We start from the raw sequence: 20,919 nt of genomic DNA on the forward strand, positions 1-20,919 counted from the left end.
GTATGGTAGCGTCTTTTTAACGATGTAAAGCGTAAGTATCACATTTAGCAATTTGCTGAAGTTGTATATATTCTGCTGTTGTTAACTGTGTTTGTTTACTAGCCTGTACATTTTCTTGCAATTGTTGGATAGAGCTTGCACCAGGTATAACTGCTGCAACAGTTTCGTTATGTAAGCAATATTGAATAGCTGTTCCTGTTAATGAGCTTTCCCCGATTATCTCTTTTACACTTGCGAGTGTCGCATATAATTCATCGTAAGAATAAGAAAGGTAATCTTTTTCTTTTACTCTTTCTATCTTTCTTGCATTATTGTCAGTTAGAATTCCTTTTGCAAGTGGTCCGCGAGCAATAATGCTAATTTGATGTTCACTGAAAAGTGGGAACCATTCTTCAGGGCGACGATTTAAAAGGCTATATTCCATTAGCACACTAACGATATTTGAACGTTTTGCATACTCACGGATGACATTTGGACGTATAGAAGAAATACCGTAATGGCGAATGATCCCTTCTTTTTTTAATTCTTCAAAGGCTTCAATTGTTTCATCTATTGGATCTTCAATCGTCCCGCCGTGAAGTTGATAAAGATCAATATAATCAGTTTGAAGTCTACGTAAACTTTCTTTCACTTCAGCCTTTATGTAATTCTTAGAAGGATCCCAAGACCAGCCGTTTTTTTCTTCTGTCCATCGATTTCCAACTTTCGTTGTAAGAACAATTTGGTCTCGTTTCCCTTTTAATGCTTTTCCAACAAATTCTTCGTTTAATCCATAATCGTATAAATCCGCTGTATCAAAAAAATTGATTCCTAAATCGATTGCTTCATCGATAATACGCATAGCTTCTGTTTCAGATGTACCGAGAGACATACAGCCAAGGCCCATTTCTGTAACAAACAAATCTGAGTTTCCTAATTGACGTTTTTTCATAGGTCAACCTCCTTACCTTTATTGTACGAAAGGGAAAAGAGGTTGACAAACGTTTCCTTTTTACCCCGCTTTAACGGGCAGTAAGACCCCCACTTTAAAATTCAGCTCATACGAGGAAGTTAGGTGGGAGATTAACTGCCCGTAAAAGCCCGATTCGTTCAACTAATAATCAGAGGGGGTGAACAAAACCCCCTCTGATTAAAGTTTCACTTTATTTGCTGTAATCCACTCTTGTACAGTTGTATACTCTTTGCCATATTGTTTTAGTTTATGGCGAATTTGCCATGCTTTTCCGACTAAAGTGACGCGATTTGGTAAAATATAAACTTTCATTTCTATCACGCTCCTTTCAATGTGGTAAAATGTATGAGGAAAGAATAGGAAATAGAACAGGGAGATGAAGTAGTATGAGTAATCTTGCAGAGAGAACAGTAAAAACTGAACCGATTTTTGATGGTAGAGTTATAAAAGTTCGTGTTGATGATGTAGTATTACCAAATGGAGCAATGAGTAAACGTGAAATTGTAAATCACCCTGGTGCAGTTGCTATTATTGCTATTACTGATGAGGGGAAAATCGTACTTGTTGAGCAGTATCGTAAGGCGCTTGAAAAGGCGATTATAGAAATTCCGGCCGGCAAGTTAGAACCTGGTGAAAAACCTGAGGTGACAGCAGTTCGTGAATTAGAAGAGGAAACAGGATATGTATGTGAAAATATGGAGCTTATTACTTCTTTCTATACATCTCCAGGATTTGCAGATGAAATTTTATATGTATATAAAGCGACAGGTTTGACGAAAAAAGAAGATAAAGCCGAGTTAGATGAAGATGAGTTTGTGGAATTGATGGAAGTATCGTTAGAAGAAGCGACTACTCTTATGAAAAATCTTCGTATTCATGATGCGAAAACGATGTTTGCAGTACAATATTTACAACTACAAAAATAAACACTCGCCAAAGGCGAGTGTTTTTTAATTGATTTTTGCGTATACGCGTGCATCACGTAAGCTACCATCTGGTGCTATGAAATCATTTTCCATTGTACCTTCTAGAATAAATTCTAAACGTTCTGCTAGGTTACATGCATTTGTATTTGTTGCATCAATACGAATTTCAATTCTTCTAGCACTTAGCTTATCAAAGGCAAATTGAATGGCACCTTTAATAGCTTCAGTCATATAGCCTTGTTTTGTATACGTACTATGCAGCCAGAAGTGAAGTGAAAACTTTGGAATATCCCAGTTTTCAGGTTTAAGCGTTATAGCCCCGATGAATGTACCAGATACTTTATCGTATAAGTGAAAATCAAGTGTTTCACGAAGTAAAAACTGTCCGTGAGCGTTACGAACGATTTCTTCAGCACTTTCTTCTGTTTCAGCGTTAATTGGCATCCACGGTACTAAGTCTTCTAGAGAAGCTTGGATTGCTTCATACACTTCTGTACCATCACCTGGAAATGGCTTACGAACTTGTAAGCGTTCAGTTTGAAATAATGTTGGAAAATCTAATAATAATGGTTTCAAGTGAAATCCCTCCTATTCTCTACTTTTTAGTTTAGCAAAGTAGAGCGGAATTTCAATGTTAATTCGTCATACTTTTTTCTTTCTTTCATACATTTTTAGTAAGAGTGTGAACGGAGGGAAGAAAAATGTGGAGAAAAACTTGGCAAGACCGTGTAATGTCTCACATACAGGAAAACTCTTCATTATATATATTTAACGCTGTTTTATTATTGATGGGAGTAATATTTGGGGCCATTCTCGTAAATAGTCTACAATTAAATCAAAAACAAGATTTATCATTTTATTTACAACGTTTTTTTGGACAAGTTTCTAAAGGAGAATTTGCTATTGCAAGCGAAATGTTTCGAGAAAGTTACTTTTCGCAATTAAAATACATTGGATTTATTTGGATTTTGGGGATTTCAATTATTGGATTGCCACTTATTTTTATTTTATTGTTTGTAAAAGGAGTAGTTGTCGGATTTACAGTAGGTTTTTTAGTCAGTCAGCATGGATGGAATGGATTATTATTAGCATTCGTTTCTGTATTGCCACAAAACCTCATTATTATTCCAGTATTTCTCGTTATGACAACAATTGCCGCAAGCTTTTCCTTACGCATGATTAGGCATCAATTTATTCGGAAAATAACCGAGCCGCTATTACCGTTATTAATTCGTTATACATGCTTCTTTCTTGTAATTGGAGCGGTGTTAGCTCTTGCTTCTAGTGTAGAAGCTTATGCATCACCAGTTTTAATGAAAGAAGTCGTTGAGGCTATTAATAAACAATAAATACTTTATGAGAATAATTATCAATTTGTTTTTATTGTTTTTCTTTTGACAGAAGCCCTTCTTCTGATATAATGGTGTAAGAGTGGCGAGGAGGGAGTAGTACCGAATGGAAGAAAGAATTGAACGAATTAAGAAGCAATTACATGCAGCGAGCTACAAGTTAACACCGCAACGTGAAGCAACAGTTCGTGTGCTGCTAGAAAATGAAGAAGATCATTTAAGCGCAGAAGATGTTTACCTCCTTGTAAAAGAAAAGTCGCCAGAGATCGGACTAGCAACCGTCTATCGAACTTTAGAACTATTATCTGAGTTAAAAGTTGTCGATAAGATTAACTTCGGAGACGGTGTTTCACGCTATGACTTACGCCAAGAAGGTGCGCAGCGTTTCCACCATCATTTGATTTGTACACAATGTGGTGCTGTACAAGAAATACAAGAAGATTTACTTGGTGAAGTGGAAAGGAAAGTAGAACGTGACTGGAGCTTTAAGGTGAAAGATCATCGTTTAACATTCCATGGGATTTGTAAAAATTGTCAAGAAAATGAAACGGATGAAAAATAACCTTTTCCTATTTATCTAGGAAGAGGTTTTTTATTTGAATAAGGTATAAATTGGTGAAAGCTTGGCATATGTTGTAATAACTTATATTTTGGAGGAGTTTACAATGCGCCGAGCTTTAAAATTAACTTTTGATGGAATAAAAGTATTTTTATTATTTACAAGTTGTACGATTTTGTTTTATTTCGCTATACTATGGATAAATGAAGAATATGAAAGCTATCATCGTTATGAAAAGCCACAAGAAGAGACTGTAGAAAAAGTATCAGGGAATGAAGAGCCGGCAAAGGATGCTTTCGTAAATAGAATGATGTTTTTCTATGAAAATGGGGAGTAGTGTAGATTGGAAGATCAATTAAAAGATTTTATTCATTATATGGTTGTCGAAAAAGGGCTTGCGAAAAATACAGTAGTATCTTATGAACGTGATTTAAAAAGTTATGTAAAGTATTTGCAAAATGTAGAACAGGCGAAAAGCTTTCATGAAGTGACACGCTTACACATTGTTAATTTTCTGCAGCACTTAAAAGAAAACGGGAAATCTTCGAAAACATTAGCACGTCATATTGCATCGATTCGCTCGTTTCACCAGTTTTTACTTCGTGAACGAGCGGTAGAGCACGATCCATCCGTACATATTGAAACGCCGCAAGGAGAACGAAAATTACCGAAAGTACTATCAATCGATGAAGTAGAAGCGTTACTTCAGACACCAAAAATGACGAGTGCTTTTGGGGTTCGTGATAAAGCGATGCTAGAGTTATTGTATGCGACAGGGCTTCGTGTTTCGGAATTAATTGCCTTAAATTTAGAAGATGTACATTTAACGATGGGATTTGTTCGTTGCATAGGGAAAGGGAATAAAGAAAGAATTATTCCACTAGGAAGTTTAGCGACGGAAGCGATTCAAAAGTATATTGAAAAGGGAAGAAGAGAATTGATGGGTAAAAAAGTAGTAGATGCACTCTTTTTAAACCATCATGGGAATCGATTATCAAGACAAGGATTTTGGAAAATTTTAAAACGATTAGCGAAAGAAGCAAATATTGAAAAAGAGCTTACGCCGCATACGTTGCGCCATTCTTTTGCTACGCATTTATTAGAAAATGGAGCAGACTTGCGTGCTGTGCAAGAAATGCTAGGACATGCAGATATTTCAACGACGCAAATTTATACGCATGTTTCAAAAGCTAGATTAAAAGATGTATATAAACAGTTTCATCCGAGAGCATAGTGACTATGCTCTTTTTTTCATAGATTCAAAAGGCTATAGTACTTCACAAAAACTTCACAAACATTTCGTACATTGTTTTCAGCAGAAGACTAGAATATTATAATGTATTTCCTCTATACTAAGGAAAGTATGAAGGAGGAAATACAGATGAAAAAACTTATTATGACTTTATTTATCGCGATGCTAGCATTGGCTGGCTGTAATACAAACAAAGAAGAACCGAAAAAAGAACAGAAACTAGAAGCTGTAAAAGTAGCAGTTCAAACAAATCCGAAAGAAATTAAACCTGGTGAAAAAACAGAAGTACAAGCACTTGTTACGCAAGGAAAAGAAAAAGTAACAGATGCTGATGATGTAAAATTTGAAATTTGGAAAGCTGGCGACGAAAAGCACGAAATGTTAGATGGTAAGCATAAAGGTAAAGGTGTTTATGCTGTAGAGAAAACGTTCGAGACGGATGGCGTGTACCATATTATCGCTCACACAAATGCGCGTGAAATGCATGTTATGCCAGAAGTAAAAGTGGCTGTAGGAAATGCGAAAGTAGAAGATGCGAAAAAAGAAAATAGTGATCACGGTGCAGGGCATGGCGATCATAAAAGTGATACAATGATCCACCTTATGGCTGGTGACATAAAAGCAAACGCTGAATCGACTATGAAAGTTCATTTAAAACAAAAAGAAGAAGCGTTAACTGGTGCTGAAGTACAACTTGAGATTTGGAAAGATGGTGTTGAAAAACACGAATTTATTCCAGCGAAAGAAGGAAATAAAGGAGAGTATGAAACGAAACATACTTTCAAAGAAAACGGTTCTTACAAAGTGAAAGTTCATGTTAAAAAAGGCGAACTGCATGAACATAAAGAAGAAACAGTAGAAGTAAAATAAAAAGTAGCTCTTTAGAGCTGCTTTTTTTATTTTTATCCCGCTTTAATGGGCAGTAAGACCCCCACCTCAAAATTCAACGAAAGCAAAGAAGTTAGGTGGGGGATCAACTGCCCATAAAAGTCCGATTGGTTCAACTAATAATCAGTGGGGGATGAAGAAAACCCCCACTGATTAAAGTTTCACTTTATCTCGTTATTTGTGAGCTAATTAATTTTTTACTTTATATGAAGAAATAAATCATGAAATAATTAGCACTTCTTTGCATAATGGATTACAATAGAAGTGTGAAGAAAATGAGAAAATCTACGAAAATGTATTAAAAAGAAAGCGTAAACATGGTATGATATCCGTATCAGATGTCTGACATCTGACTTAGAAAAAACTAGAAATGTTTTTGAGTCGTTTCAAAGTAAACGAAATAGGTTAGAGAATCATTTAAAGAAGTACTGTTTGACAATGAGAACGAAAGATAATTCTTATGGAGAACAGTTTCACTTTATAGCGTTTTGAACATACTACAAGAAGTAGAACTGAACTTATAGGAGGTCGCAGTTATGAATAAATATAAACGTATATTCCTAGTCGTAATGGATTCTGTTGGAATCGGTGAAGCACCAGATGCTGAACAATTTGGTGATTTAGGATCTGACACAATCGGTCACATTGCTGAACATATGAATGGATTACAAATGCCTAATATGGTGAAATTAGGTCTTGGTAACATTCGTGAAATGAAAGGTATCTCTAAAGTAGAAAAGCCACTTGGATATTATACAAAAATGCAAGAAAAATCTACTGGTAAAGATACAATGACAGGACACTGGGAAATCATGGGTCTTTACATTGATACACCATTCCAAGTGTTCCCTGAAGGATTCCCGAAAGAATTACTTGATGAATTAGAAGAAAAAACAGGTCGTAAAATCATCGGTAATAAACCGGCTTCTGGAACTGAGATTCTTGATGAACTTGGTCAAGAACAAATGGAAACAGGCTCTTTAATCGTTTACACTTCTGCTGATAGCGTATTACAAATTGCAGCACACGAAGAAGTAGTGCCACTTGATGAGTTATATAAAATTTGTAAAATTGCACGTGAATTAACGTTAGATGAAAAGTACATGGTAGGTCGCGTTATTGCTCGTCCATTCGTTGGTGAGCCTGGAAACTTTACACGTACACCAAACCGTCATGATTATGCATTAAAACCATTCGGCCGTACGGTAATGAATGAATTAAAAGATAGTGACTACGATGTGATTGCTATCGGTAAAATCTCTGACATCTATGATGGTGAAGGGGTAACTGAATCACTTCGTACGAAGTCTAATATGGATGGAATGGATAAGCTTGTAGATACATTAAATATGGACTTTACAGGTCTTAGCTTCTTGAACTTAGTTGACTTTGATGCATTATTTGGACACCGCCGTGATCCACAAGGATACGGAGAAGCATTGCAAGAATATGATGCTCGTCTTCCAGAAGTATTCGAAAAACTAAAAGAAGATGACTTATTATTAATTACAGCAGACCATGGTAATGATCCAGTTCACCACGGTACTGATCATACACGTGAATATGTACCGTTATTAGCATATAGCCCAAGCATGAAAGATGGCGGACAAGAACTATCACTTCGCCAAACATTTGCTGATATTGGTGCAACGGTAGCAGAAAACTTCGGTGTGAAAATGCCAGAACACGGAACAAGCTTCTTAAACGAGCTAAAGAAATAGGGGGATAAACAAATGAATCGTGAACTTATTACAAAATCAGCTTCATACTTAAAAGAGAAATTTCAAGAAACGCCACAAGTAGGACTAATCCTTGGATCAGGACTAGGTGTATTAGCAGATGAAATCGAGAACGCAGTAACAGTACCTTACAGTGAAATCCCTGAATTCCCAGTATCAACTGTAGAAGGACATGCAGGTCAATTAGTATTCGGTACACTTCAAGGTGTAACAGTAGTAGCAATGCAAGGACGTTTCCACTTCTATGAAGGATACGACATGCAAAAAGTAACATTCCCAGTTCGTGTTATGAAAGAATTAGGTGTAGAAACAGTTGTTGTAACAAATGCAGCTGGTGGTGTAAATACATCATTCGAGCCAGGCGATCTTATGTTAATTTCAGACCATATTAACTTCATGGGTACAAATCCATTAATCGGACCAAATGATTCTGAGATGGGTGTACGTTTCCCTGATATGTCTACATCATATACGACAGAACTTCGTGAAATGGCGAAACAAGTCGCAGCAGACTTAAATATTAAAGTACAAGAAGGTGTATACGTTGGAATGACAGGTCCTGTATATGAAACACCTGCTGAAATTCGTATGCTTCGTACACTTGGCGGAGATGCAGTTGGTATGTCAACAGTACCTGAAGTAATTGTAGCGCGTCATGCTGGTATGAAAGTACTTGGTATTTCTTGTATTTCAAATATGGCAGCTGGTATTTTAGATCAGCCACTTCACCACGATGAAGTAATCGAAACGACAGAACGTGTTAAAGCTAACTTCTTAGCATTAGTAAAAGCAATTGTAAAACAAATGAAGGGGTGACCTCACAATGAGAATGGTGGACCTAATTGCAAAAAAACGTGACGGACATGCATTAACAACAGAAGAAATTAACTTTATTGTTGAAGGATATACGAATGGTGATATTCCTGATTATCAAGTAAGTTCACTTGCAATGGCAATTTTCTTCCAAGATATGAACGATCAAGAGCGTGCTGATTTAACAATGGCAATGGTAAATAGCGGTGATACAATCGACTTATCAGCTATTGAAGGAGTAAAAGTAGATAAGCACTCAACAGGTGGCGTTGGTGATACAACAACACTTGTATTAGGTCCATTAGTAGCCGCTTTAGGTGTACCGGTTGCAAAAATGTCTGGACGTGGTCTAGGACATACTGGTGGTACAATTGATAAATTAGAAGCAGTTCCAGGATTCCATGTTGAAATCGAAAATGATGAATTCATGCGTCTTGTAAATGAAAATAAAATCGCAGTTATTGGTCAAAGTGGAAACTTAACACCTGCAGATAAAAAATTGTATGCACTTCGTGATGTAACGGCAACAGTAAACTCAATTCCGCTTATTGCAAGCTCGATTATGAGTAAAAAAATTGCTGCTGGTGCAGATGCAATTGTTCTTGATGTAAAAACTGGAGCAGGTGCATTTATGAAAACAGATGAAGATGCAAAACGTTTAGCAGAAGCAATGGTGCGCATTGGTAATAACGTTGGTCGTAATACGATGGCTGTTATTTCTGATATGAGTCAACCACTTGGTGAGGCGATTGGTAACGCACTTGAAGTACAAGAAGCAATTGATACGTTACAAGGTAAAGGACCGAAAGATTTAGAAGAGTTATGTTTAACACTTGGAAGTCAAATGGTATACCTTGCTGGACAAGCTTCATCTTTAGAAGATGCACGTGAGAAATTAATTGAAGTCATGAACAATGGTAAAGCGCTAGAATCATTTAAAACGTTCTTATCAGCGCAAGGCGGCGATGCATCTGTTGTTGATGATCCTTCTAAATTACCACAAGCACAGTTTAAAATTGAAGTAGAAGCGAAGGAAGACGGTTATGTATCAGAAATCGTTGCAGATGAAATCGGAACAGCAGCAATGCTTTTAGGAGCAGGACGTGCGACGAAGGAATCTGAAATTGATTTAGCAGTTGGCTTAATGCTTCGCAAAAAAGTAGGGGACAGCGTGAAAAAAGGTGAATCCCTTGTTACCATTTACGCAAACCGTGAAAATGTGGAAGATGTAAAAGCAAAAATTTATGAGAACATGAAGATCTTTACAGACCACGTAGATGCACCAACTTTAGTGCATGGTATTGTAACGAAGTAATAAAAAAAGGCCAAGGAGTATTTCTCCTTGGCTTTTTTTGCTATTTTTTGTTTATAATAATAATGGGTGAAATTATGATTAGAATTTGTGCAATAACAAAAACAAATGAAGTATTATATGATGTTTCGCTAGAGGAAACAAAGAAAGACCATATTGTATGGTATTGGCTAGATTTATATAAGCCAACGAAAGAAGAGTATACATACATTTTACAAGACCATTTTAAATTCCATCCTCTTGCGATTGAAGACTGTATAGAATATGTACAGAGGCCAAAAGTTGATTTTTATGATGGATATAACTTTTTAGTTCTTCATGCATTTGGTGAGGATGGATTAGAACCGCACGAGATTGATTTATTTATAAGTGATCGTTATATTGTTTCTTTCCACTTTTCTCATAATAATGCAATCGAAAGAGTATGGAAAACACTTGGAGAAAAGAAGCGTATTAAAAATAGTCCTTTACACGTAGCGCATACCATTATCGACCAAATTGTGGACGACTATTTTGCGCCTGTATATTACATTGAGGATCATTTAAATGCCATTGATGATAATTTAACGGGTGAGACAGCAGGAAGTGTACTAGAAGAAGTATTTGATATACGTGCAGATTTATCGAAACTAAGACGTACAATCATTCCGATGCGTGATTTATTGTATCGTATTTTAAATTCGACTCGTTTTTACGGTATAAGTGATCATGAAATTTACTTTAAAGATATACATGATCATTTACTGAAACTGACAGAAATGATTGAGGCAAGCCGGGAGTTAACGGCAGATATTCGAGATAGCTATTTTTCATTAAACTCACATCATATGAATAACATCATGAAAACATTAACTGTATTCTCGACTATTTTCATGCCATTAACATTTATTGCGGGAGTATACGGAATGAACTTTACGCATATGCCAGAGCTTGGTGGACAATATAGTTATTTTGTTTGTCTACTTCTAATGGCACTAATTGGCGGTGGCATGATGGCTTGGTTTTATAAAAAAGGATGGTTTAAGTAAAAAAACACCGAGGAAAATTCCTCGGTGTTTTTTACTTAACCAATAGCATGTAATATAAACATGGCTAAGAATAAGCATGTAACGATATACATAGACGGTGCGACTTCTTTACGCTTTCCAAGAGCAACTTTTAAGATAGGATAAGCAATAAATCCGAACGCAATGCCATCAGCGATACTATATGTGAGCGGGATCATGACGATAATTAAGAACGCTGGAAATCCTTCTGAAAAATCGTTCAGAGGAATTTGCTGAATGCTTGTAATCATCAGGCCGCCAATAATAATTAAGATTGGTGCAATGGCACTATCAGGAATTAGTTTGACAAACGGAAGTGCAAACAATGATGCAAAGAATAACAACCCTGTAACGATAGACGTCAGACCTGTCTTTCCGCCTGCAGTAATACCTGCGGCACTCTCTACTGTTGATACGGTAGGGCTTGTGCCAAATAGACCACATGTCATTGCTGAAATTGCATTGGCTTGGTAAGCACGTGGGAATTTACGGTCATCTTCTAATAAACCGTGCAGAAGTCCCATGTTCTCAAAAATAAGCACCATGCTTAAGGAGAATGTTGCAATCCAAAACGGTAAGGAAGAAAGTTTGCCAAATGACATAGCTCCAAACACATCGCCGTAACTCGCGAATGAGAATGAACTATTTCCGATTTGACTTGTATCAACAAGACCAAATAGCCATGCAATACCAGTTCCTATTGCAATCGTCCATAAAAAGCTTCCACGTACGTTACGAATAAATAGTACAAGTGCAATGATAAGAGTAAGTATTGTCGCAAGAACGACAGGGCTACTTAATTTACCCATTGCAACAGCAGTATTTGGATTCGAAACGACTAAACCACCTTTTTGCAATCCGATAAATGCTAAAAATAATCCGATGCCGACAGTAATAGCTTCCTTTAATGACTTTGGAATCGATACTGAAAGCACGCGAGCGATTGGTGTAAACGCAGCAATTGCAAAAATAATACCAGAGATGAAGACAGCCGCTAATGCTTCCTGCCAAGTTAATCCAAGCGTATGCACAGCAGTGTACGTGAAGAATGCATTTACACCCATACCAGGGACAAGAATAGCAGGTGCATTTGCCCAAAATGCCATGAGCAGACATCCGACAAATGAACTGAAAACAGTTGCTAAAATTCCAGCTTCAAGAGGAATGCCAGCATCGGATAAAATTGATGCATTTACAATCATAATATATACGATCGTGAAGAATGACGTAACTCCAGCTAAAACTTCTTGTTTTGGTGATGTTTCGTGTAAACCTAATTTAAATGTTCTTTCAAGTATTCCTTTCATGTTAAACCTTCTTTTTCATATCCCTCTCCCACCCGTGATATCTCTTTTGTAAGAGCTCACCGTCCTTTATTATATCAGAACATCATGTTTTTACAACAAGGAAAATGATAACGTTTACTTATAAATGAAATTATTTATAAATACGTAAAAATCGCTCGTATTGTTGAAATGATTTCTAATTCTCCCGATTGAATGGGCGGAGCTGCTTGCGCATGTAAAGTAGCAAAGGACGTCACTTCCCGTGGTAATTGGGCAGATTCTTCAACGAATGAGAGTGGAACAGGATTAATGTTTAAATTGTATGTACTCGCAATAGCACGAGCTTTTTCTACCGCTTGTTGCAGAGCTTGAATGAGAGCTTGCTCATAATATTTATTTGGGTGAGATATTCGAAAACGTAAACCTTTTGCTAAGTTTGCTCCATTTGAAACGGCTATATCATATACTTCCCCTGCTTTTTGTACATTTAAAACGGTAATTTCATACAAATGTTCCACACGGTATCCTTGTAGTAATGCTTTATCATTTACATATTCGTACTGGGGCGTAATCGTATATGAAATGGTTTCTATATTTTTGTCGGCAATACCTAGTTGTTTTAGTGCATCTAATAATTGTTGTGATTGCACTGCATTCTCTTCTTGTGCCTGCTTTACATTTTTATGATCTGTACGAATACCAATCGTTAATATAACAACATTTGGTTTTGCTTTTACAACACCTTCACCTTGCACTGTAATGGTAGCTTCTTTTCCAGTATTAGCTGTACGTACATTGTGTAAATAAGGGTTCATTCCACCTTGCATTTTCCATCACCATCCTTATTTATCCCGCTATTTGCGGGCAGTAAGCCCCCCACCTTAAAATTCAGCGGAAGCAAAGAGGTTAGGTTGGGGGATCAACTGCTTGTAAAAGCCCGATTGGTTCAACTAATAATCAGTAGGGGATGAACAAAACCCCCACTGATTAAAGTTTCACTTTATATGTATATGTGTGAACAAAAAAGAAATTTGTATGAAAAAGTTACATAAATGGGAATGTTACAGAAAGAAAGCATATACAACGAGGGTATTTATAGATTATAATATGTGTAAATATGATAAAAAAGGGACGAGGCTAGTGAACGAAAAAAGAGAAACACTGATTTTAGAATTATCCGGATCATTTCGAAAGATGATACGTTTATTACAAAATGATATTAATACACGTTTTGCAGAACATATGCCATACAACGAATTTTCTGTATTACGCGCGTTATTTTTAAACAGTCCACAGATGGCTTCGCAAATTGCGAGTGAAGTAAACGTAACCTCCAGTCATATTACAGCTGTTACTGATCGTCTCGTACGAAAAGGGTTTGTAGAAAGAAAGCGTTCAAATTCAGACCGTCGTATCGTGTACTTAGAAATTACAGAACACGGAAGAGAAGTAACTGAAAAACTTGAAGCTGTGCGTAAAGAATATTATAAAGATAGATTTAAAGGTTGGAGCGACCAAGAAATAGAAATGGTATTAGAGCTATTTGGCCGCGTATTATAATAAATGAGGATAGGAAGCGAAAGCTTTCCTATCCTTTTTCTTTTGAATAAAAACATTTTGAAACTCCAATACTTTAATTAAAAAGAATCGGAGTGAAAAATTATGAAACGTTTTTCTATGCTTCTTATTATGATTGGAAGTTTTTTCTGCTTTTATCAATTCGCGGATGCCGCAACGCCTCTTCAAGTCGTTCAAAAAGAATTACAACATATTTCAAATAAGCAACCTGTTTTATATTCAAAACTATGGATTCGTTCAATGCAGAATGCTATTTTATTTCATCATAGTGATAACATTCGGCATGAAGACACGATCAGTAATGTAACAAAGTCTTCTCTTGTAAAAGTAAAACAACTGCCACTTAAAAAAGCATCGCAGTACATCCCGAGATTATCACAATATATTTCTAAGTTTGAGGCTGAGAATGTGCAAGTATATTATGTTGCAGCTCGTTATGAAGTGAAAAAAGAAAATCCGTATCAGTTAAATGGAATGAATTATTTTATGCAAGTGTTTATTCAACAAGGGGGGGAATGGCGAATTGCTGAGAGCATAGTTGCTCCAACAGATCAAATCGTGGCAAATGGTGATGGATTTGGAACGAAGCAAGAAAAAGAGTATGGGAAAAGAAGAGAGAATGTGAAATAACCTCCTCATCGAGAGGAGGTTATTTTATTTAAAATTCCAAGAGACTTTCCATTTTAATATTTTAGGTAGGAGGAAATACGTAATGAAACTAGTTACTAAAAATCCGATGTAAAAGCTGGACAATGAGTGCGCTCGACTTAGCATTAAACCTCCAACGATCCCGCCAAAGAAAATCGCACAAGCTAAAACTACTTTTTGTAGTTTTGGATATAATAAGTAGTTACCATTTCGCTCATTGACTGAACGGGCATATAAATATATACCGAGTGGTAATAAAATAATGATATGTGCGATAGGGCCAAGCAATGTTTTTGCTGGTGGAATCTTTGTAAAGTTTGGTTCGTTATGACGTACTCCATTTTGATCAGTATAAGCGCTTTGTGGATCATAATTAAAGTTAATAGTAAAATCTTCTGCTGGACTAGAAATACGTATGCTTTCCATCATATCATGTATAAGGCCATTGTCCTCATGAAATTCAGTGTTTGAGTGAACAGCAATGACTCCTGAGATAAGTGATGGAAGTAAAGCTGGGAAGATTAATATAGCTGTAGTGAGAAATCCTTGCGATATAATATTCCCTGTGATTGTACCTATACATAAGGTAAGTGTATAAATAGCAATTAATACAATTAACATGTATATAAAATAACTATGAAAAGGGGAAAATACTTGATATTTATTATGAAAAGTTACCTTTTTCATAATAGCAAATAGCCCCCAGTTTAAAATGACAACAGCGGCAATATTACAGATTCCAAACAACCACTTTGTTATATAGAGGTGTGAACGTTTAAATGGCATAGACCATAACAAGTCGCTAGCGTTATTTTGTCTTTCCCATCCAATTAACGTACAAGCTAGAACGATCAGTACGCTACCTAACAGCATGACAGAATCTAGAAGTGTTAAATCAAAGTGGTAATGATATACATAGTTCCACTTTTTATTGTCATTTAGAAATTGTTGCTCTTGAATAGAAGTCATATAGTAGTTATATGACAAAGTATAGAAGCTGACGAGCCAAAATAACCATACAACATATTTACTTTGTTGATATGTTCTGAGCCACAGTGCTTTTTGAAACATAGGATCTCTCCTTTAAAAAACTTTATAATTTGTTAGGCGTGATAATATAACATAAGTAATGATTCCGGTTAGAAACAAACCTATATAGTAGCTAGGTAAGAAATGAAAATGGTTTATTTTATAGCCGCCTAGTAATGCAAAGTAAATGGTTGTCCCCCATATCCATATTCGTAAATGCTTTTGGAAAATAAATATCTTCTGACCGTTTTCATTTGGCGATCGTGTATATAAATATATCCCAAGTAGTAAATAAAATATCGTATAGAAAATAGGGACTAACATTGATTTGGCTGAATAATATATATGAGATGCTGGATCTCTTAAAGCAGTTGGATTGTTCTCGATCTTACGGGATTCCGGATCATAGTAATAATTAATAGAAAAGTGATTAATTGGTGCAACTGTATTTGTTTTTTGATTGATTTCATAAAGTTGTCGATATAAGTTTTCATTTTTAATATCTGCAGCGTACAAATGGTTTGTTGTAAAAGTGTATAGTAATGTAATAAATGTAACCCCTGCTAGTAACCACGGAATACAAAAAATAATCTGTGAAACAATACTGCCAGTAAAAGTACCGATGCATAGTGCAGCTGTATAGACTGCGATATAAGAAACAATTGCATAAAGAAAGTATCGATGAAACGGACTAAATGATTGATAATCAAAATGAATAGTTGTTCTATAAATAACATACATAAGAATCCAATTTACAAGTAATGAGCTTACAATACAAAAGGAACCGAAAGCCCATTTCGATAAGAAAACATCTTTTCTTTTAAACGGCATCGTCATAAGTAGTGTATTAGATTGGTTACTACGTTCCCAACCTATCAATAAGCAGGCTAAAGCGATGATAAGAAGAGTTAACCAAAAACTATTACCTTCTCCTGAAGTAAAGGTATAAAAATAATAATACTGTTTCCCTTTTTCTTGTAATTCGTAATATTTATCGAGTTCCATCTGAGCACTTCTATAGTATCCTAAAGATAAAAGATAAAGCGAACTAAAGAAGAATAGTAACACAGCATATTTCCCGCGTTTCCAATTCCACATCCACAACGCCTTATGAAACATACCCATCCTCCTCCAGTGTCGTAACGAAGACATCTTCAAGTGACATTGTTAATTCCTCAATGAGTATAGGTTGTTCTTTATAAAACTTCTCCAGTGTTGTAGCTACATTTCCCTCAATTAAGATTGTAAATACTTTTCCTGTTTGATTTAATATTTTAATATTGCTTAAGTTTTCTAGTTTTTGAGGTAATGACCGTTCATAAGCTACTTGTATTTTTGCAAATCGTGATTTTGCATCATCTAGTGATGTAATAGACGAGATAGTATGGCCTTTTAATATAATGATTGTATCTGCGATTTGTTCCACCTCATCTAAATGGTGAGTTGAGATGAAAATGGTAATCTCTTTATCTGCAACTTCTCCAACGAGAAATTGGAGGATCTGCCGTTTGACGATAGGATCAAGTCCGTTTGTCGGTTCATCTAAAATGATATAGTCTGCTTTTGTAGAAACAGCTAAAATGATGGCAAGCAGTGCTTTCATTCCTTTTGAATAGCTACGAATTCGTTTGTTTGGTAAGTTAAAACGTTCTAACAGTTCATAGAAATATGCTTCATCAAATGCGGTATAAACTTGCTTGTAAAACTTTACAATTTCTTTTATCGTATATCCGTTCAATATGTTAGTAGAATCCGGAACATATACGATTTTTTGCTTTATTTCAGGACACTGATGAATGTTTGTATCTTCATATGTAACAGTCCCTGCATCAGGGTCTAAAATGCCGACCATCGTTCGTAATAAAGTTGTTTTCCCTGCGCCGTTTCTTCCGAGTAATCCGATGATACTTCCTCTTTGTAATGTGAAAGAAACATCATCTAAAATCGTTTGATTATCAATTGTTTTCTTCACGTTCGTCACTTTCAGCATCCGCATTTCCTCCAATCTCTTTATAGTATGAATCTATCCAATCATGAATTTTATCTTTCGTAACACCAAGATAAGAGGCTTCTAATAGTAATTGATGAAATTGCTTTTCAACCATAGCGATTTTCCTTTCGTCTAATGTTGGGGTAATCGATTGGGATACAAATGTTCCTTTTCCTCGTAATGTTTCAATAATCCCTTGTCGCTCTAACTCTTGGTACGCTTTACTTACTGTATTTGGATTTATAACGAGTAAAGAAGCGAGTTCGCGTACAGAAGGTAGTTTGTCACTTGGAGCTAACATGTTCTTTAATACGAGTTCTTTTATATTTTGAACAATTTGTTCCCATATCGGAGTGTTGCTTCTTGGATCAAGTTGAATATGCAAGAGCAATGTCTCCTTTCTGACTTGTATTAAGTGTACTACTTCATGTAATACACTTAATACAATATAGGCGATGAATGTATTTGTCAACTGAAAATGTTAGAAAAATATGGTATTAAAAAATGAGGAATTGGAAAAAATAGGTCTGATATAGAATGGAGGGTTAGTCATGAAGCGAGTTTTTGGAATACTTGTTTGTTTCATGTTATTGCTTTCTGGTACTTCAGTTAGTTTCGCACAATCTGAGAAAACGAAGCAGGAGAAAACAGAAGAAACAACACCGAAGTTAGCGGAACAAGCGTCGTCAGCAATTGTAATTGAACAAGATACAGGTAAAGTTTTGTTTGATAAAAATCCAAATGAGAAGTTACCACCTGCTAGTATGACGAAGATTATGACAATGCTATTAATTATGGAACAAGTTGAAAAAGGAAAACTAAAACTGACCGATAAAGTTAGAGCAAGTGAGCATGCAGCTTCAATGGGTGGATCACAAATCTTTTTAGAGCCTGGGGAAGAGATGACTGTAAATGAAATGCTAAAGGGTATTGCCATTGCATCTGGAAATGATGCATCTGTTGCAGTAGCGGAGCATATCGCTGGTTCAGAAGAAGGTTTTGTAAATATGATGAACAAAAAAGCGAAAGATTTAGGATTGAAAAACACTCATTTTCAAAACCCAACAGGTCTTCCGGCTAAAGACCATTATTCTACAGCAAATGATATGGCTATAATGGCGAGAGAATTAATGAAGTACCCACTTATTCGCAAATACACAGGTAAATATGAAGACTATTTACGTGAAGATACGGATAAGAAGTTTTGGCTCGTGAATACGAATAAGTTAGTACGTTTTTATCCTGGAGTAGATGGCGTGAAAACGGGCTTTACGACAGAAGCAAAATATTGTTTAACAGCATCGGCTGAAAAGAATGGGATGCGTGTTATTTCAGTTGTTATGGGTGCACCTACATCGAAAGAACGGAACAATCAAGTAACGAAGCTTCTTGACTATGCATTTGGTCAATATATGACAAAGAAATTGTATACACGAGGCGAAAAAATTAAGACTGTCCAAGTAGGAAAAGGGAAAAAAGAAAAAGTAGATTTAGTTGCGTCTGACAATGTGTCTCTTCTTATGAAGAAGGGCGAAAATATGGACAAAGTAAAGCAAGAAGTAATTGCTGAAAAGAAAGTGAAAGCGCCGATTAAAAAAGGCGATGCACTTGGTACACTTGTTATTAAAAAAGACAAAGATGTTTTATTAAAACAAACAATTGTAGCAAAAGAAGATGTTGCTGCAGCGAGCTGGTGGGAGTTATTTAAAAGAAGTTTTGGGATGTTTTCAACATCAAAATAGCGGCAAACATTTTGCCGCTTTTCTATTCGTATGAAAGTAAATAATTGCTGAATGGTTTCACTTTATGGCGAAATAGTTCTTCTTTTGTCGGTAGGAAGGATTCTTATGTTGAATCACGAAAATCTTTATGTATGTAAATGAGTAAAGTTTGAGCATAAGGAGGAAATCGTGTGAGTCTTTCCATGCAATTAGAAGTAAAACGTGACGTCCTATGTGTGAGACTAGCGGGTGAATTAGATCATCATACTGCTGAAGAGTTGCGAACGAAAGTAACAGATATGATTGAGACACATGGTGTTCATCATATTGTTTTGAGCCTAGAGAACTTATCGTTTATGGATAGTTCTGGTTTAGGTGTTATATTAGGCCGATATAAGCATGTAAAGGGATTAGGTGGAGAAATGGTTGTTTGTGCAATTTCACCACCTGTTAAACGTTTATTTGAAATGTCGGGCTTATTTAAAATTGTTCGCTTAGAAGAAAGTGAAGCGCATGCGCTCGCGACGTTGGGGGTGGCATAAATGAGAAATGAAATGAACCTTCAATTTTCAGCATTAAGTCAAAATGAATCGTTCGCTCGCGTTACAGTAGCTGCTTTCATTGCGCAACTAGACCCAACGATGGAAGAACTTACGGAGATTAAAACAGTTGTGTCAGAAGCAGTTACAAATGCAATTATTCATGGGTACGAAGGAAATGCAGAAGGTGTTGTTTATATTTCTGTAATTTTGGAAGAAGCAATGGTGAAACTCACGATTCGAGATGAAGGGATTGGCATCTTTGATTTAGATGAAGCAAGACAACCCCTTTTTACAACTAAACCTGAATTAGAGCGTTCCGGAATGGGATTTACTATCATGGAAAATTTTATGGATGAAGTAGAAGTTATTTCAAACGAATCTTTCGGGACAACAATCCATTTGACAAAATACTTATCAAATAGTAACGCTCTATGCAATTAAGGAGAATAGCCTATGGACATAGAGGTCAAAAATGAGAAGAAGAAACCTCAGTTAAAGGACCACGAGCTAAAAGCGTTAATTCAACAAAGTCAAGATGGAGATCAACAAGCGAGAGATACAATCGTTCAAAGTAATATGCGTCTCGTATGGTCGGTTGTGCAGCGTTTTCTTAATCGAGGATACGAACCAGACGATTTATTTCAAATTGGATGTATTGGGCTCTTAAAATCGGTAGATAAATTTGATTTATCTTTCGACGTGAAATTTTCAACATATGCAGTTCCAATGATTATTGGAGAAATACAACGATTTTTACGTGATGATGGATCGGTGAAAGTAAGTAGATCTTTAAAAGAAACAGGAAATAAAATTCGAAAGATGAGAGACGAGCTTTCGAAAGAATTCGGAAGGGCCCCAACGATTAATGAAGTAGCAGAAGCGTTAGAACTAACGCCAGAGGAAGTGGTTCTGGCGCAAGAAGCGAGTCGAGCTCCTTCATCTATACATGAAACGGTGTATGAAAACGACGGGGACCCAATTACTATTTTAGATCAAATTGCAGATCAATCTGAAACGAAATGGTTTGATAAAATTGCTTTAAAAGAAGCAATTAGAGAATTAGATGAGCGAGAACGTTTAATTGTGTATTTGCGCTACTATAAAGACCAAACGCAATCTGAAGTAGCGGAGCGAATAGGTATTTCGCAAGTACAAGTTTCAAGACTCGAAAAGAAAATATTAAAACAGATGAAAGATCGAATAGATGAATAGCTATCTATTCGATCTTTTTTTATGGCTTTAAATAGGAGTAGATTGGTAAACTTTCGTAAAAGTTTACAGAATTTATT

Annotated in this window: 25 protein-coding genes; 16 read left to right on the top strand and 9 right to left on the bottom strand. The window is 36.0% G+C overall.

Translation table 11 applies throughout. The annotated features are described in order from the left end of the window. Positions 1-16: 16 nt before the first annotated feature. Together lolS and mciZ are read right to left on the bottom strand one after the other, a co-directional pair. Positions 17-931 (bottom strand): aldo/keto reductase, encoded by a 915-nt coding sequence (gene lolS, locus BAQ44_RS06230; RefSeq protein ID WP_071721238.1) that lies wholly within the window; start codon positions 929-931, stop codon positions 17-19. Between the two features lie 198 nt (positions 932-1,129). Beyond that, positions 1,130-1,264: a Z-ring formation inhibitor MciZ gene (gene mciZ / locus BAQ44_RS06235; RefSeq protein ID WP_000870297.1), complete on the bottom strand. Its 135-nt coding sequence runs from the start codon at positions 1,262-1,264 to the stop codon at positions 1,130-1,132. Positions 1,265-1,338: 74 nt separating this feature from the next. Here mciZ and BAQ44_RS06240 point away from each other — a divergent pair, with 74 nt between their 5' ends. Further along, positions 1,339-1,878: an NUDIX hydrolase gene (locus BAQ44_RS06240; protein ID WP_071721240.1), complete on the top strand. Its 540-nt coding sequence runs from the start codon at positions 1,339-1,341 to the stop codon at positions 1,876-1,878. 24 nt (positions 1,879-1,902) lie between these two features. Here BAQ44_RS06240 and BAQ44_RS06245 read toward each other — a convergent pair whose 3' ends face one another. Continuing rightward, positions 1,903-2,454, bottom strand: coding sequence for a GNAT family N-acetyltransferase (locus BAQ44_RS06245; RefSeq protein WP_061678131.1), 552 nt, complete (start codon positions 2,452-2,454; stop codon positions 1,903-1,905). A 155-nt stretch (positions 2,455-2,609) separates the two neighbouring features. On the opposite strand from BAQ44_RS06245, the gene spoIIM reads away from it, so the two are divergent. The 9 genes from spoIIM to corA all read left to right on the top strand — a co-directional run bounded on the left by spoIIM (position 2,610) and on the right by corA (position 10,818). Continuing rightward, entirely contained in the window at positions 2,610-3,227 is a 618-nt protein-coding gene (gene spoIIM, locus BAQ44_RS06250; RefSeq protein WP_226544967.1) for a stage II sporulation protein M, read from the top strand. Between the two features lie 106 nt (positions 3,228-3,333). Next, a complete protein-coding gene (gene fur / locus BAQ44_RS06255) occupies positions 3,334-3,789 on the top strand; it encodes a ferric iron uptake transcriptional regulator (protein WP_000392657.1) in 456 nt (151 codons plus the stop codon). Between the two features lie 103 nt (positions 3,790-3,892). After that, entirely contained in the window at positions 3,893-4,123 is a 231-nt protein-coding gene (locus BAQ44_RS06260) for a YqzK family protein (protein WP_001250433.1), read from the top strand. Positions 4,124-4,129: 6 nt separating this feature from the next. Further along, positions 4,130-5,020 carry a site-specific tyrosine recombinase XerD gene (gene xerD, locus BAQ44_RS06265; RefSeq protein WP_000390083.1) on the top strand — a complete coding sequence of 297 codons (891 nt, stop codon included), beginning with the start codon at positions 4,130-4,132 and terminating at the stop codon, positions 5,018-5,020. Positions 5,021-5,167: 147 nt separating this feature from the next. Next, on the top strand, positions 5,168-5,908 hold the full coding sequence (locus tag BAQ44_RS06270) for a FixH family protein (protein ID WP_000733664.1): 741 nt from the start codon (positions 5,168-5,170) through the stop codon (positions 5,906-5,908). 554 nt (positions 5,909-6,462) lie between these two features. Further along, complete coding sequence (deoB, locus tag BAQ44_RS06275; protein ID WP_061679094.1) at positions 6,463-7,647, top strand: phosphopentomutase; 1,185 nt, start codon at positions 6,463-6,465, stop codon at positions 7,645-7,647. Positions 7,648-7,659: 12 nt separating this feature from the next. Then, positions 7,660-8,481, top strand: coding sequence for a purine-nucleoside phosphorylase (locus BAQ44_RS06280; protein ID WP_001078444.1), 822 nt, complete (start codon positions 7,660-7,662; stop codon positions 8,479-8,481). Positions 8,482-8,488: 7 nt separating this feature from the next. Beyond that, positions 8,489-9,793, top strand: a complete 1,305-nt coding sequence (locus BAQ44_RS06285) for a pyrimidine-nucleoside phosphorylase (protein ID WP_071721242.1) — start codon at positions 8,489-8,491, stop codon at positions 9,791-9,793. A gap of 62 nt (positions 9,794-9,855) precedes the next feature. Further along, positions 9,856-10,818 (top strand): magnesium/cobalt transporter CorA, encoded by a 963-nt coding sequence (corA, locus tag BAQ44_RS06290; RefSeq protein ID WP_061679123.1) that lies wholly within the window; start codon positions 9,856-9,858, stop codon positions 10,816-10,818. Between the two features lie 35 nt (positions 10,819-10,853). On the opposite strand, the gene BAQ44_RS06295 is transcribed toward corA, so the two are convergent. Beyond that, entirely contained in the window at positions 10,854-12,143 is a 1,290-nt protein-coding gene (locus BAQ44_RS06295) for an NCS2 family permease (protein WP_061679096.1), read from the bottom strand. A 134-nt stretch (positions 12,144-12,277) separates the two neighbouring features. Next, complete coding sequence (locus BAQ44_RS06300) at positions 12,278-12,949, bottom strand: SIMPL domain-containing protein (RefSeq protein ID WP_061679097.1); 672 nt, start codon at positions 12,947-12,949, stop codon at positions 12,278-12,280. Between the two features lie 313 nt (positions 12,950-13,262). On the opposite strand from BAQ44_RS06300, the gene BAQ44_RS06305 reads away from it, so the two are divergent. Beyond that, a complete protein-coding gene (locus BAQ44_RS06305; protein ID WP_061679124.1) occupies positions 13,263-13,682 on the top strand; it encodes a MarR family winged helix-turn-helix transcriptional regulator in 420 nt (139 codons plus the stop codon). A 102-nt stretch (positions 13,683-13,784) separates the two neighbouring features. Further along, positions 13,785-14,330 (top strand): hypothetical protein, encoded by a 546-nt coding sequence (locus tag BAQ44_RS06310; RefSeq protein WP_071721244.1) that lies wholly within the window; start codon positions 13,785-13,787, stop codon positions 14,328-14,330. 24 nt (positions 14,331-14,354) lie between these two features. Here the strand turns inward: BAQ44_RS06310 and BAQ44_RS06315 are convergent, their stop codons facing one another. The 4 genes from BAQ44_RS06315 to BAQ44_RS06330 are packed head-to-tail and all read right to left on the bottom strand — an operon-like array spanning position 14,355 to position 17,752. After that, a complete protein-coding gene (locus tag BAQ44_RS06315; RefSeq protein ID WP_071721246.1) occupies positions 14,355-15,419 on the bottom strand; it encodes an ABC transporter permease subunit in 1,065 nt (354 codons plus the stop codon). A gap of 12 nt (positions 15,420-15,431) precedes the next feature. After that, a complete protein-coding gene (locus tag BAQ44_RS06320; protein ID WP_071721249.1) occupies positions 15,432-16,496 on the bottom strand; it encodes an ABC transporter permease subunit in 1,065 nt (354 codons plus the stop codon). Then, entirely contained in the window at positions 16,486-17,367 is an 882-nt protein-coding gene (locus BAQ44_RS06325) for an ABC transporter ATP-binding protein (RefSeq protein ID WP_071721252.1), read from the bottom strand. The genes BAQ44_RS06320 and BAQ44_RS06325 overlap by 11 nt, the downstream gene beginning before the upstream one ends. Further along, on the bottom strand, positions 17,333-17,752 hold the full coding sequence (locus tag BAQ44_RS06330) for a GntR family transcriptional regulator (RefSeq protein ID WP_063260891.1): 420 nt from the start codon (positions 17,750-17,752) through the stop codon (positions 17,333-17,335). Before BAQ44_RS06330 ends, BAQ44_RS06325 begins: the two co-directional genes overlap by 35 nt. Positions 17,753-17,918: 166 nt before the next feature. Between BAQ44_RS06330 and dacF the strand changes: the two genes are divergently transcribed. The 4 genes from dacF (at position 17,919) to sigF (ending at position 20,842) form a co-directional block, all read left to right on the top strand. Further along, positions 17,919-19,109, top strand: coding sequence for a serine-type D-Ala-D-Ala carboxypeptidase DacF (dacF, locus tag BAQ44_RS06340; protein WP_000831998.1), 1,191 nt, complete (start codon positions 17,919-17,921; stop codon positions 19,107-19,109). A 170-nt stretch (positions 19,110-19,279) separates the two neighbouring features. After that, positions 19,280-19,630, top strand: a complete 351-nt coding sequence (gene spoIIAA, locus BAQ44_RS06345) for an anti-sigma F factor antagonist (RefSeq protein WP_000059133.1) — start codon at positions 19,280-19,282, stop codon at positions 19,628-19,630. Beyond that, positions 19,631-20,071: an anti-sigma F factor gene (gene spoIIAB, locus BAQ44_RS06350; RefSeq protein WP_001243399.1), complete on the top strand. Its 441-nt coding sequence runs from the start codon at positions 19,631-19,633 to the stop codon at positions 20,069-20,071. Positions 20,072-20,083: 12 nt separating this feature from the next. Next, positions 20,084-20,842 (top strand): RNA polymerase sporulation sigma factor SigF, encoded by a 759-nt coding sequence (gene sigF, locus BAQ44_RS06355; RefSeq protein WP_000350734.1) that lies wholly within the window; start codon positions 20,084-20,086, stop codon positions 20,840-20,842. Positions 20,843-20,919 lie beyond the last annotated feature (77 nt).

The sequence above is a fragment of the Bacillus mobilis genome, assembly GCF_001884045.1.
Classification (GTDB): Bacteria; Bacillota; Bacilli; order Bacillales; family Bacillaceae_G; genus Bacillus_A; species Bacillus_A mobilis.

Excerpts from the sequence above, each read along its gene's own strand:
- lolS (WP_071721238.1), bottom strand. The coding sequence starts at position 931 with ATGAAAAAACGTCAATTAGGAAACTCAGATTTGTTTGTTACAGAAATG.
- mciZ (WP_000870297.1), bottom strand. The coding sequence starts at position 1,264 with ATGAAAGTTTATATTTTACCAAATCGCGTCACTTTAGTCGGAAAAGCA.
- BAQ44_RS06240 (WP_071721240.1), top strand. The coding sequence starts at position 1,339 with ATGAGTAATCTTGCAGAGAGAACAGTAAAAACTGAACCGATTTTTGAT.
- spoIIM (WP_226544967.1), top strand. The coding sequence starts at position 2,610 with ATGTCTCACATACAGGAAAACTCTTCATTATATATATTTAACGCTGTT.
- fur (WP_000392657.1), top strand. The coding sequence starts at position 3,334 with ATGGAAGAAAGAATTGAACGAATTAAGAAGCAATTACATGCAGCGAGC.
- BAQ44_RS06260 (WP_001250433.1), top strand. The coding sequence starts at position 3,893 with ATGCGCCGAGCTTTAAAATTAACTTTTGATGGAATAAAAGTATTTTTA.
- BAQ44_RS06270 (WP_000733664.1), top strand. The coding sequence starts at position 5,168 with ATGAAAAAACTTATTATGACTTTATTTATCGCGATGCTAGCATTGGCT.
- deoB (WP_061679094.1), top strand. The coding sequence starts at position 6,463 with ATGAATAAATATAAACGTATATTCCTAGTCGTAATGGATTCTGTTGGA.
- BAQ44_RS06280 (WP_001078444.1), top strand. The coding sequence starts at position 7,660 with ATGAATCGTGAACTTATTACAAAATCAGCTTCATACTTAAAAGAGAAA.
- BAQ44_RS06285 (WP_071721242.1), top strand. The coding sequence starts at position 8,489 with ATGAGAATGGTGGACCTAATTGCAAAAAAACGTGACGGACATGCATTA.
- corA (WP_061679123.1), top strand. The coding sequence starts at position 9,856 with ATGGGTGAAATTATGATTAGAATTTGTGCAATAACAAAAACAAATGAA.
- BAQ44_RS06295 (WP_061679096.1), bottom strand. The coding sequence starts at position 12,143 with ATGAAAGGAATACTTGAAAGAACATTTAAATTAGGTTTACACGAAACA.
- BAQ44_RS06300 (WP_061679097.1), bottom strand. The coding sequence starts at position 12,949 with ATGCAAGGTGGAATGAACCCTTATTTACACAATGTACGTACAGCTAAT.
- BAQ44_RS06310 (WP_071721244.1), top strand. The coding sequence starts at position 13,785 with ATGAAACGTTTTTCTATGCTTCTTATTATGATTGGAAGTTTTTTCTGC.
- BAQ44_RS06315 (WP_071721246.1), bottom strand. The coding sequence starts at position 15,419 with ATGTTTCAAAAAGCACTGTGGCTCAGAACATATCAACAAAGTAAATAT.
- BAQ44_RS06320 (WP_071721249.1), bottom strand. The coding sequence starts at position 16,496 with ATGTTTCATAAGGCGTTGTGGATGTGGAATTGGAAACGCGGGAAATAT.
- BAQ44_RS06325 (WP_071721252.1), bottom strand. The coding sequence starts at position 17,367 with ATGCTGAAAGTGACGAACGTGAAGAAAACAATTGATAATCAAACGATT.
- dacF (WP_000831998.1), top strand. The coding sequence starts at position 17,919 with ATGAAGCGAGTTTTTGGAATACTTGTTTGTTTCATGTTATTGCTTTCT.
- spoIIAB (WP_001243399.1), top strand. The coding sequence starts at position 19,631 with ATGAGAAATGAAATGAACCTTCAATTTTCAGCATTAAGTCAAAATGAA.
- sigF (WP_000350734.1), top strand. The coding sequence starts at position 20,084 with ATGGACATAGAGGTCAAAAATGAGAAGAAGAAACCTCAGTTAAAGGAC.